The organism is Devosia sp. Z6_126, from assembly GCF_058133495.1.
The window spans coordinates 304,603-316,638 of record NZ_JBYUNO010000004.1 but is presented as its reverse complement, the minus strand read 5'-3'; the positions used below and the strand labels follow the sequence as shown (position 1 = coordinate 316,638).

At 62.8% G+C, this 12,036-nt stretch carries 10 protein-coding genes; 4 read left to right on the top strand and 6 right to left on the bottom strand.

The window, feature by feature from the left end; genetic code table 11:
- Positions 1-462 precede the first annotated feature (462 nt).
- Complete coding sequence (locus tag AC3YOG_RS18315) at positions 463-1,041, top strand: carboxymuconolactone decarboxylase family protein (protein WP_489936113.1); 579 nt, start codon at positions 463-465, stop codon at positions 1,039-1,041.
- 160 nt (positions 1,042-1,201) lie between these two features.
- Here AC3YOG_RS18315 and AC3YOG_RS18310 read toward each other — a convergent pair whose 3' ends face one another.
- Positions 1,202-1,390 (bottom strand): hypothetical protein, encoded by a 189-nt coding sequence (locus tag AC3YOG_RS18310; protein WP_489936112.1) that lies wholly within the window; start codon positions 1,388-1,390, stop codon positions 1,202-1,204.
- A 678-nt stretch (positions 1,391-2,068) separates the two neighbouring features.
- Between AC3YOG_RS18310 and AC3YOG_RS18305 the strand changes: the two genes are divergently transcribed.
- Both AC3YOG_RS18305 and AC3YOG_RS18300 read left to right on the top strand, forming a co-directional pair.
- Positions 2,069-2,356, top strand: coding sequence for a GIY-YIG nuclease family protein (locus AC3YOG_RS18305; RefSeq protein WP_489936111.1), 288 nt, complete (start codon positions 2,069-2,071; stop codon positions 2,354-2,356).
- Between the two features lie 1,013 nt (positions 2,357-3,369).
- Positions 3,370-4,611: an MFS transporter gene (locus AC3YOG_RS18300; protein WP_489936110.1), complete on the top strand. Its 1,242-nt coding sequence runs from the start codon at positions 3,370-3,372 to the stop codon at positions 4,609-4,611.
- A 49-nt stretch (positions 4,612-4,660) separates the two neighbouring features.
- Here the strand turns inward: AC3YOG_RS18300 and AC3YOG_RS18295 are convergent, their stop codons facing one another.
- The 4 genes from AC3YOG_RS18295 to AC3YOG_RS18280 form a co-directional block, all read right to left on the bottom strand.
- A complete protein-coding gene (locus tag AC3YOG_RS18295; RefSeq protein WP_489936109.1) occupies positions 4,661-7,162 on the bottom strand; it encodes an ABC transporter permease in 2,502 nt (833 codons plus the stop codon).
- 38 nt (positions 7,163-7,200) lie between these two features.
- Positions 7,201-7,932 (bottom strand): ABC transporter ATP-binding protein, encoded by a 732-nt coding sequence (locus tag AC3YOG_RS18290; RefSeq protein ID WP_489936108.1) that lies wholly within the window; start codon positions 7,930-7,932, stop codon positions 7,201-7,203.
- A gap of 100 nt (positions 7,933-8,032) precedes the next feature.
- Positions 8,033-8,551 carry a hypothetical protein gene (locus AC3YOG_RS18285; RefSeq protein WP_127753304.1) on the bottom strand — a complete coding sequence of 173 codons (519 nt, stop codon included), beginning with the start codon at positions 8,549-8,551 and terminating at the stop codon, positions 8,033-8,035.
- 197 nt (positions 8,552-8,748) lie between these two features.
- Entirely contained in the window at positions 8,749-10,227 is a 1,479-nt protein-coding gene (locus AC3YOG_RS18280) for an alanine/glycine:cation symporter family protein (RefSeq protein WP_489936107.1), read from the bottom strand.
- 405 nt (positions 10,228-10,632) lie between these two features.
- On the opposite strand from AC3YOG_RS18280, the gene AC3YOG_RS18275 reads away from it, so the two are divergent.
- The gene (locus AC3YOG_RS18275) at positions 10,633-11,058 is read left to right on the top strand and encodes a GlcG/HbpS family heme-binding protein (protein ID WP_172123466.1); all 426 of its coding nucleotides are present in this window, start codon (positions 10,633-10,635) and stop codon (positions 11,056-11,058) included.
- A gap of 40 nt (positions 11,059-11,098) precedes the next feature.
- Here AC3YOG_RS18275 and AC3YOG_RS18270 read toward each other — a convergent pair whose 3' ends face one another.
- Positions 11,099-12,031 carry a helix-turn-helix domain-containing protein gene (locus AC3YOG_RS18270; RefSeq protein ID WP_489936106.1) on the bottom strand — a complete coding sequence of 311 codons (933 nt, stop codon included), beginning with the start codon at positions 12,029-12,031 and terminating at the stop codon, positions 11,099-11,101.
- Between the last annotated feature and the right edge of the window lie 5 nt (positions 12,032-12,036).

Sequence of the window (12,036 nt, the reverse complement as noted above, 5' to 3'; positions counted from 1 at the left end):
ATTGACATTCCGACGCCGCGGACTGATCCCGATAGATGCTGCATCGAGTGGGCCACGAACCTGCAGAAGGAAAGAGGAAACCACGGCTACTCTGCCTCCCGGGCGCCGCGGCGTCAGCCTTGCCGCCCTTTGTGCCTCGCGCACCATCATCACGCCCCCGGGGGTAGAGGACATCGGTGCGCAGGGCTGGAGGTGGAGATTCCGCAAGAGGACGCCTTTAACGATGGGCTCGTACTCGACGCTCTGCGTGACAGCTTTATCAAGCGCACCGCATGCTGATCGCGACTACGGCCCTTCTGCTCACCTCTTTGCCCGCCTGCGCTCAGCCGAAGCCGGGCCGTCAGCAGCCGGCATCCTACAACGAACAGCTGAGGCAACTTTCGACAACCCCTTTGCCACATCGTACCAGGAGAACTCATCCACGAGAGAATGCAGCAGCATACACTAGCCAAGGAGGAGACGATGTTTATACGGACTGTGGGGCCGGACAAGGCCGAGGGCGAAGTGGCATCGATCTATGCGAACGAAGTCGCGTCAACTGGACGTGTCATGCAGGCCACCCAATGTTTGTCAGCCAGACCTGACATTCTGCCGCCGGTTGAGCATTTGCTGCACCAGATCCGGGACGGGTTCTCTCTGGGGCTGATCAACTTCCGCCTTATCACCTTGATAACGGCCAAGCACGTGCCTTCGAGCTATTGCTCTCACGTCTATTTCAAAGCGCTCTCGGCGATGATCGGGCGCGAGCAGACGCTGGCGGTGCATCGCGACTACCGAAACGCCGGGCTGACAGAACAACAAGTAGCCATGCTGGCCTATGCCGAGCAGATCACGATCAATGCTTCGCACATAACCCAAAGCAATATTGACGCGCTGCGCGCCGTCGGTCTGAGCGACCTCAACATCGCCGACATCGCCCTGGCCGCCTCGTTCCGGAACTTCGTAAGCCGCTACTTCGACGCTGTTGGGGCCAAAGCCGAGCCAGAGTTTCTGGACGGGGACTCCAACGTTCGCAAGGAGTTGTCGGTCGGCGGTCGCTGACGGAGACGCCTAACCGGCCCGTTGCCGCCGTTCAGCCAGTCCGATCAAGCTCTGAAAGCGGCTGTTCTGGTTCGGCGCCCCGGAACGGCTTCTTGCTGGGAAAGCGGACTGGCTGCTGGCGGTGCGCAGTCGCGGAAACTGGACACCGCTTTTCTCGCCATTATCTCAGCTGTTCGGCCACCTTTGTCGCAAGCAGTTCAATACCCTTTGTGACCATGCCAAAGGGCTGGCCCCCAATTTCGATCTGGCCAACATAGCGTGAAGCGCCGGTGACTTCAGCGAGCGCCGACCACTTGTCGAGCACCTTTTGAACCGAGCCACCAACGTGAGTGCCTTCGGGCGTGAGCATCTAGGATAGGTGGGGTGGTATCTGCCCCCTCAACATCGGATCCGAGGGCAGAACTTTGCGCGACTCCGGACCAGAACTTTGTGCGACAGATTTCTGCGGTGCAGAAAGCGATCAAAATTCAAAGGGATGCCAGGACCCTAGGGCAGAACTTTGCGACATTCACCAATTGATTGGCCCGACCTCCTCCGGTCGGGCCAATCTCGTAAGGAGAACAAAACGAGACTCATTTCCTAAGAATCAAAAAGGCCGAGGCGGCAACCTAGACCTTTGATCCGCGCAACCACCTGTGCGGCTCGCGTGGAGGCAATCTGAGTTGGAATCCAAACTGCAGGTTCACCCTGCAGCCGCCCTGTCCCTCGAGGCCGCTACGCGGCACCTCAGGATGAGGGCTGCCGCAAGGGCGGGGAAAACCGACGCCCCCAGAACCGATCTCCCACCCAGCATTACCGCCCCCTAGCCCTCATGGTGAGGCGCGAAGCGCAGCGCAGCCTCGAACCACGGGTGCGCAGCCCCGATGCCGTCCATAGCACCCACCGCGATTTCAGCAAGCCGCCCCCGTCCTTCGAGGCCGCTGCGCGGCACCTCAGGATGAGGGCTCCCAACACGCCTTGGTAATGGCCGCGCAAGCCCCTTGCACCCACCCCGTTTCCGCCCCGGCATCAGGCTCCGGAGGGCATCATGGAAGTCACCGTTTACCTGCTGCGCTGCTCGGATGGCTCCTTTTACACCGGCCTCACCAAAAAGCCGGTCGAACAGCGGGTTTGGGAACACAATGAGGGGCTCACTGAAGGCTACACCAAAAGCCGCCGCCCCGTGGAACTGGTGTTCACCGAAACCTATGAGCGGATCGTCGATGCCATCGAGCGCGAGCGGCAGATCAAGGGCTGGAGCCGGCGCAAGAAGGAAGCGCTGATCAGGTATGATTATGAGGCACTGCCTGCTCTGGCCAGCCGCAGGGAGCAGTGATTGCCTCCCTCGCCCTTCGAGGCTGCTGCGCGGCACCTCAGGATGAGGGCTCATCGAGGTCCCGCAACCGACCAGATCCATCCGGAGCCTTCATGGTGAGGTGCGCAGCGCAGCCTCGAACCACGAGGGCGGCCAACACCGGTCCCACGGCGCGCCCCCACCCACAAACTTATCCCCGCCCCCGAAACCTGGGGCATGATCACCCTGTTCCCGGGCAAGCTGCGCGGTCGCGACGAACGGTCGGTGCGGGAATATCGGATGGGTTTGGGGTCGCCCAAATTCCTTCGGGACGAGGATGATCCGGGACCGATTTCATCCCCCGGTCCAATGAAGCCCCTGGGCTTCTGGCGTTTGGCACGGGTCTAGCCACGGACGGTCCTCACCGAAGAGTCTCCGATGGAGCATGGGGCGAAGCTTGCTTCACCTTCTACCCTTTTGCCGGACGACCGGCACCGAGGCGAACTTCGCCCCATGTCGCAGTTCTTGCTGCGATGCCCGCCTGCCCATACCCGCACGGCCCAAGGCCGGTGCGGCTTCAGGCGCATCCAGCAGCCGATGGGGCCTGCTAGGCCTTTGGCTCCACCCCCTGGCAGATGCCGATCGAGGTCCAGCCGCCCTCGCACTGCGTACCGTCACGGCGCGGCTCAACCAGACACTGATGCTGGCGCCCTCCAGGGTCGTCATCACCTCCGTGATCGCGATCGGGGGGGTGCCGCTGGTTTCCCGGTCAACCGCATTGTGCCGGTTGCCAATAGCAGCTTCCTTGCCGAAAACCTCGCTGCCGCAAAGCTGCTGGAAATCGCTGCTATCGCGCTCCCTGCGGTGAAACAATGGTGCCGGCAGCACCAAGGCATCGAACAGCAGGATGCCGGCTGGATTGCGAATAATCCTCACCTGGTTCCGCTTACTCGGGGAGGCCGCACGGCATCAACCAACTGGTCGCGAGCCGGTCTGGCTTGGGACCGCTTCTGCGGTTCCGGGTTTTAACATTAGCACAAGGGCCGGAGAAACACATGCTGCGATCCATTCGCCCAATCCTGCCGGTGCTGGCCAGCGTCGCCATCCTCATGCTGGGCAATGGGGCGCTCAGCACCCTGATTGGCCTGCGCATGACCAATACCGGGGCAAGCTCGCTCGCCGTGGGCGCCGTGACGGCCGCGTTCTTTGCCGGCCTGACCTTTGGCTCGCTGCAGTGCTTCCGTTTCATCAAGCAGGCGGGCCATATCCGCGCCTTCGCGGCATTCGCCTCGGTCTATTCCGCCGCCTCGCTCGGCCATGCCCTGTCGGACAATCTCATCCTGTGGGCGGCCTTGCGCTTTGCCGAAGGCGTGTGCCTTGCCGGCATCTATATGTGCATCGAGAGTTGGCTCAATGCCGAAGCCAGCAACAAGACGCGCGGCCTGATCGTGTCGTCCTACATGGTCACGCTCTACGCGGCGATGGCTGCAGGCCAGCAACTGCTGAACCTCAATGCGGCCGGCAGCCCGCTGCTGTTCATGATCATCTCGATCCTGCTTTCGCTGTCGCTGGTGCCGGTCTGCCTGACCCGCTCGGCGCCACCGTCGCTGCCTGATGTCAGCTCCTTCAGCCTGCGCGCCCTCTACCAAGCCTCTCCATTGGGGTTGGTTGGCGTGTTCCTTAGCGGCGGGGTGATCGGGGCCATCTATGGCCTCGCGCCCGTCTATGCGGCCGCGACGGGCCTCGGCATGACGGGGACGGCAACCTTCATGACCGTGCTGATCGCCGGGGGCGTGCTGTTGCAATTTCCCCTCGGCAAACTCTCCGACGCCTTCGACCGACGCACCATCATCATCGGTGTATGCGGGGCCCTGGCGCTCTTGAGCATTGCTATGCTCACCTCCGGCTATGGCAGCTGGATGTTCCTGCTCTCTACCCTGTTGTTTGGCGGCATTTCCTTCAGCATCTATCCGCTCTGCCTCGCCCACGCCAATGATCACGTGGCGAGGGCCGACCTCGTCGCGGCCAGTGGCGGGCTGATCCTCCTCAATTCCGTGGGCTCGATCCTGGGCCCACTGATCGCATCGTTCAGCATGTCGCTGTTCGGACCCGATGGGCTCTTCATCTTTTCTGCTGCCATGGGTCTCGCAGCTGGCGGCTTTGGCATCTGGCGCACCCGGATCCGACCGTCCCCCCAAGCCAGCGACCAGGCCATATTCCGACCCATCCCCCAGACTACCCCGGTGGTCGCGCCCCTCCATGCCGACGTTGAGGCGCCGGGAAAACCGGCTAACTAGAAAAGCCCATCAGAAGGTCGAGTAGGTCCCGCCCCAAGGGCGACGCCGGCTACAACTCGCGCAGCAGCCGGGCCGGTGCAGCCGTGGTGGCGCGCAGCAAGGTCGCGGCCCCCAATGCGCCGGTAAGCGCAATGCTGGCGATCACGACACTGAACAGCGTGGCCGCCTCGGCGGTAAATTCCACATCAGTCAACAGCCGGCTGACGAGCCAGCCCAGGCCAAGTCCCACCACCATTGCGGGGATCGCCGCCAGCAGCCCGAGCACAAGATACTGCACCAGCGCCGTGGTCAGGATGGTTGGCCGCGCCTTGCCCAGCATCTTGTTGATCACGGCATCAGCCTCCCGCTGCTTGAGGCCGGTCGCAATGCTGCCCAGCACCACCAACAACCCATTACCGACCGCCAATCCACCCACGAGCAAGGCGGCGAAGGAAAGTTGCTGCAGCGCGTCCGTGACCTGCTTAAGCGTTTCACCCACAGGGATGAAGTTCACGTCCGGCAAGGTGCTGGCAAGCGCGCGCTCTACTGGCTCCTCGGCGCCGGGCGCCGCTGTCACCGCGGCAAACAGCGTCGTTGGATATTCCTCCAGCACGCCGGGCGAGAAGGTCGCGAGAAAGTCGATGCCGCCCTGCCAGGAATAATCGCGGAAGCTCGCGACCGTAACCGTGATCGGCTCGCCGAAAATGCTGAAGGTCAACTCGTCACCAACATCGACACCAAGGCCCTCCCGCAGGCTCCGGTGCAGCGAAACCAGGCCGGGCCCTTCATAGTTCGCCGGCCACCACTCGCCCGTCGTCACCACCGAGGAGGTCGGCAAGGCATCTCGATAGGTCAGGGGCACTTCGCCCGACAGCAGGAACGTGGCTTCGGGGCCGCGCGGCCGCAGCGTGTCCACGGGCTCACCAGCCACCTCGGCCAGCGCGCCGCGGAGCATGGGGGTCGCCACGACAGCTTCGATCCCAGCCGTGGTTGCCCGCATGGCCTCGAGATCTTCCATCTCGTCAGGGAACAGGTCTGAGGCCACCAGCGTGGGGACATCAAAGGCCGAAGCGCCGAGGAACTCCTGGCGCAGATTGCCCTGCAGCACGAGCACAATGATCAGCATCGTCAGCGTCATGCCTACCGCGGTCACGATGGAGGCGGCCGCCGTTTGCGACACTGCAATGGACCGCACGGCATGGCGCAGCACCTGCCCTGGCATTTCGGGCAGCCCGGCAATCGTCGCTCGTACCGCGCGGACAAAGAGCTGGAACAGCACCACCGAGAGCGCACTCGCCACGGCGAAGGCCGCGACCAGCAGTGCATCGCCGGTGATCAGATAAGCCAGCCAGAAGAGGCCAATACCGGCGATGATCATCGGCAGGCCCTGCGGCATGCGCAACAGATCGGTCCACTTGGCGCTGCCAACGTCCAGCCCCTTGGCGCGGAACAGCAGGATGGGCCGGATCGCCTGCGTGCGCTGCAGCGGCTGGTAGGAAAACGCGAAGGCGGTCAAGATCCCTGCCGCAGCTGCAACCAGCAGCGGTTGCGGATTGATGCTGGGCCGCAGGCCGATACCCATGGCTTCGCCCACATAAGGCAGCACGAAATAAGCAACACCGCCGCCAATGGCGATGCCAGCCACCACGCCAACCAGCGCCAGCGCGCCCACTTGGGACAGGAAGTGCACCAACACCCGGTTATGCGTCGCACCAATACTGCGCAGCACTGCAATCACCTGGGTGCGCTCGGCGATATAAGCCTGCATGCTGGTCCAGACGCTGACGCCCCCGATCAGCAGCGAGCCCAACCCGACAATCATCAGGAAGCGCATGAACTGGTCGTAATAGCGCACCATGTCGCCCAGCCCGTCGCGCGCCGTACGAATGGTCCAGCCGGTATCAGCCAGTGCCGTAGCGATCTCCCCCTGCACCGCTTCGGCGTCACCTTCCTCGAGCAGCAGCTTGTAGCGATACCATACGCCCAAACCCGGCAGCGGCGAGGTCCGATCCGATACGGTGGCAAAAGCATCGGTTGAAATCAGCGTCGTCAGACCCAGCTTGAAGCCGCGCACCGCCGCATCGGGCAACCTCGACAAGGTGCCGCGCGCCTCGAACTCGGTGCCCCCGAGCTGGAAGCGATCACCGACGCCGATCCCCAATTGGTCCAGCATCACCGCGTCAACCAGCGCGCCGAACGCACCTTCCTGCTCGCTCAAAAATTCGTTGGCGGCGGCATTCCCCAATTCAGGGCTGACCACATGCCCCACCAGCGGATACCCCTCGCCAGCCGCCACCAGGTCGACAAAGGCGTCCGCTTCAGCCCCCTTGGCGCGCAGATTGGTGTCCACGATCGGCGCAATCCGGCCAAACTGGCGCATCGCGTCAAGTTCCTCGGGCGTTGCAGGGCGATCGGCCCGCGACAACTCCAGATCACCGCCCATCAGTTCGGCGGCGCTGCGGTCCATGGCCTCGGTGATGCTGGCGCCGATCGAGCCAACCCCGCCAATCAGCGCGGTACCGATAGCAAGGCACGCGACCAGCAGCACAAAGCGGCGGAGGTCGCCGCGCATATCCAGCAACCCAACCCGGATGGCTCGCAACAAAGAGCTCATCGAGCTGCCGTGGTTTCGGTAAGGTGGCCCTGGCTCATGGTCAGCACCCGGTCGGCGCGCGCCGCGAGCTTGGGATCATGGGTGACCAGCACCACGGCGGTCTGATTCTTCCGGGCAAGGCCGAACATCAGCTCGATCACCACTTCGCCGGTCTTTTCGTCAAGATTGCCAGTGGGCTCATCGGCCAGCAACAGGGGCGGCTTGGCGATCATCGCGCGAGCAAGGCCAACGCGCTGCTGTTCGCCCCCCGAAAGTGCGGACGGCCGATGATCCGCCCGCCCGCCCAAGCCAACCGCTTCAAGCGCCTCAGCGGCGCGACGGCGCACCTCTGGCAGGGCCAGTTCAGGCGCGGCGATTTCGAGCGCGAGTCCGACATTCTCGATCGCGGTCAGCGATGGAATAAGATGGAAGCTCTGGAATACGATACCAAGGGAGCCCCTGCGGAACCGGGCAAGCTCGTCCTCGCCCATCGTGCCAAGGTCGGTGCCGCGCACCAGGATCTTGCCTGAAGTTGCCCGGTCCAGCCCCGCCAGCAGCATCAGTAGCGAAGTCTTGCCGCTGCCTGACGCGCCGACGATGGCGACCACTTCGGCGGGCCGGACCACCAGGTTGACATCGTGCAAAATGTTGAGCGGCCGGGATGCGACATTGAGCGTGTAACCAACGTCATGCCCCTCGATGACGTTTTGGTGCTGTCGGGCCAGGGCATTGCTCCCCATCTCATTCATTGATTCAATCCAACTCTGGCCATCACGAGGCCAGGCCAGACTGCCACGGATCTGTTCCGAGGAACAGAGCCGCAGCGTCGCGTCACCTGTCTGTCTTGAACTAGCGGTTGAAGGGGACCTGGGCGGTAAGCACCTCGCCCGAATTGTTGAATTCGACCTCGAAGTCCACCCGCACCTGATCATTCTTCAAGATGATCGTAGCGCCGATTCGCACGTCGCTGCCGCCGCGATCCTTCTGCTGCTCACGCAGGTTGAAGGTGATGTCGCTGCCCCGCTGCTGGCCAACAGCCGTGCCGGTAAAGCCGGCATTGGAGCTCATCGCCGCTTCGTAGCGGTCGGCCTGCCCGTTATAGGCGATGGTGCCACTCACCGACAGGGTTGAGCGCGCCAGATTGCAGCGGCCCGAATAGTTGATCTTGCCGGCATTGCCTCTGGTGATGTTCAGCCGGCAGCGCAGCGCCTCGGGCTCGTCCCCGCCAACCAAAGCACCGTTGCCGCGCCAGTCACCCGTGTAGGATGCAAGCAATGCCATGTTGGATTCGGCCGCGCTGGCCGGCGCGAGCATGGAGCCAATTTGCAACAAAGCGGCCAAGGCTGCGGTCACTACGTATTTTTTCATCGTCCAGATCATCTCTCAAAGGAACGCATGCAAACGCATGGTTTCGCGCTCGGATGCACTATGCCTATCAATTCATAAGATAAGCAATGAAACAGCGTTAAGGGTTCCCGCGCAGGTACACGAATCCGGCACCGCGACCACGCGCCCCACCCTTGAAGCCGCTGCGGCGCCCTCCAGCAACAATGCCAATTTCGCCCCTAGGCCCCCAAGGCAGGCGGGTTGCCCACCGGCTGCGCCCTGCCCTGCGATTCCTCTTTGGCATAGGGCCAGGCCGTGGGGTCGATATCGAGATCGCTGAAATCTTCGGGCCGGAATACTGGGCGCTCGACCCCTTGCTTTAGCTGGGCGCGGAAGTCGTTGAGAATGCGCAGCGCCACCGGGAACAGCATCATGATTGCCATGAGATTGACCAAAGCGAGGACCCCCATCAACGGGTCCGAGAAAAAGAACACGGCCGTGGCTGCCGGTGCCGAGGCGCCCAAAAACACGACAAGGACAATGCCAACCCGAAGAGCGTGCAGTGCCGCATCGTTCCCCGTGATCACCTTGAGCGCGGTTTCGCCTAGATAGTAATTGTAGATGATCGAGCTGAACGCAAACAGCAGGATCGCAAAGGTCAGCAGATATTGCGACCATCCACCCAACTGGCTGACGAGCGACTGCTGCGTCAGCACCACCCCGTCCACTCCCTCGACGCCGGGCACATAAACCGGGCTCAGCAGAATGATGAAGGCGGTGCAGGAACAAACGATGATGGTGTCGATGAACACCGAAAAGGACTGCGTGATCCCCTGGCTGATCGGGTGCCTGACATCCGCGGTTGCCGCGACATTGGGCGCCGAACCGAGGCCCGCCTCGTTGGAAAACAAGCCCCGTCGCAGCCCCTGCGCCAGCGCCGCGCCGACCCCACCACCCACAACCTCCTCCAAGCCGAAGGCATTGGCAAAGATCGACCACAGCACCCCCGGCAGCGCCGTGATGTTGAGGGCGATCACCAATAGGGCCATCCCGATATAGGCAACGGCCATGATCGGGATGATCACATCGGCGACCTTGGCGATGCGGCGAATGCCGCCATAAACGATAAGCCCGGTCACCACGGCGAGGAAGGCGCCGGTCCAGATCCGGTCGATGCCAAGGCTGTCATTGGCCGCGCCGGCAAAGGTATTGCCCTGGAATGCATTGAACCCCAGCCCAAACGCCGCCAGGAGGCAAACGGCATACACCACTGCCAACCACCGGTACTGCGCCCCCAGCCCATGAATGATGTAAGCGGCCGGGCCGCCCCGATAGGTGCCATCGCCATTGGCGCGCTTATAGAGCTGCGCCAGTGAGGATTCGACGAGACTCGTCGCCATTCCCAGCAGGGCCACGGCCCACATCCAGAATACGGCCCCCGGGCCGCCCAGTGTGATCGCCACCGCCACCCCGGCAATATTGCCGCCGCCGACCCGGCCGCCCACCGAAACCAGCAGGGCTTCCCGCGCACTGATCGCATTGGGATCCCCGCTCTGGTTCTTGGACGACAGCACGCGGAACATGCGCCCGAAATACTCGATCTGGACGAACCCGCTCATGGCCGTGATGAAGCCGCCAAAGATGATGAGGATGGGGATCAGCGACCACCCCCAGGTGAACTCTTCGATGAGACTGAACAGTTGATTGAGAAGGTCCACGATTCCTATCCTCCAACTGGGTTGGTCGAGGTGCCGCCTTCAGCCCAGGTCCAAGCTCGGCAAACGGGTGAGACCCTAAGGTTTACGCGCGGCGGTCGGAAACGAAGCCGAAATCGGCGCAAGTTTGTCCAACCATGGTTTCCGCTTCCATTCGTGCACCGGTTGGGAATGGTGCCAACCGGCTCGGCAGGCCGGCCCCTTATTTCTCCCCGCCCCGAAAACCTCAGGCACAATCCCCCCTGCTCCCGCACAAGCTGCGCCGTCGCAACGAACGGTGGGCAGAGGATATCGGATAAGTTTGGGGGAAACATCGACACGCCGCCGGCTCTCTCGCGCTACACGGGTGCGCGCGCAACACCGGCGTGCTAGGCCACAGCCGCTTGTGAACCCCACACTGGAACCGCCATGCTGACCATCACCCGCCTCGATATCACCGACGCCCACACCATCATCGCGGGCGCCCGCGCCAAGGCTGAATCGATTGGCGTGCCGATGTGCATTGCCGTAACCGATGAAAGCGGCAATCTGATCGCCTTTGAGCGGATGGATGGCGGCAAGATCACCAGCATCACCATTGCCATCGACAAATCCTTCACCGCCTCGGCGGCCAAGAAGGCGACGCACGAATATGGCGCGGCCAGCCAACCGGGCGCTCCCGCCTATGGCATCGGTTCAGCTATCGGTGGCCGCCTGATGGTGGTCGGCGGTGGCCTGCCCATCCTCGTCGATGGCGCGGTTGTCGGTGGCATCGGCGTGAGCTCCGGCACCCCGGCGCAGGACACCGAAGTCGCCCAGGCCGGCATCGATCACTTCACCGCCTCGCTGCAATAATGAACGCTTCGGGGCGGCTGCTTGCGGCCGCCCTCCTCGTTCAGCCCGCGATAGTGTGCCGGCGCAACTGACTTGGTGTCATGCCATAGGCCTTGCGGAAATGCTCATAAAACTGAGTTTGGCTGCTGAAGCCGGATTGAAAGGCGACATTGGCCACCGATAGACTGCCCGCGAACAACAGCGAACGGGCGCGGATCAGGCGCATGCGGACGACAAATTTCTGCACCGAGATGTGCATAACCTTGCTGAAGAGATTGGTCGCATAGTTCGGGTGCAGCCCTACCACCTCGGCAATGTCTTCGGCGCTGAGCGGATCGGTGATATTTTCAACGATATGGCGCACCATGCGGACCACATAGCGCACCGGCGAGCCGGTTCGCGTCCGGGTGCCTGATGCCTCGACCCAGGCTGGCAGCAGCGTTTCCCAACCCGTGATCGCGGCGCGGCGGAACATGGTGCCGATTTCCGAGCGCACAATATCGCTGCGCAGCGCGTTGCCGCTCCGATAATCCTGGTGCCAGCGCTCAAGGGTTTCGAGCCCGATGCAATCGGGCAGCAGCTGAATGACACCGCCTCCCATCAAGGTTTCCGTCAAACGCCCGAGTTGCGGCATTTCCAGGAAAGTATCCATTGGCAGGTAGATGTTGAGCTGCCGCCCTCTGAACGCGGCTGCACTCAAGCCAATCGTGCGGTGGGGAATACCCGCCCAGAACGCTGCCAGTCGTCCCGCACCCAAGGTCACGGGCCCGCCATCGAACTGGTACTCCATGGTGCCGTTGGTCAGCCAGTTAAGCTCGATATGCCCGTGGCTATGCGGCTGCGCCATCAGCTGCGGGGCGAACGAGCGGATGCCGAAGCGGCCAAAGGCCTTGCCAGAGGAGTAGAAATTTCGATCCGGCCGAGGCGTCGGACGCGGCGCGCGTTCGCGCGCCACCACAGTTCCGATCCCGTCTACCTCAGCCATCTTATCCATGGATA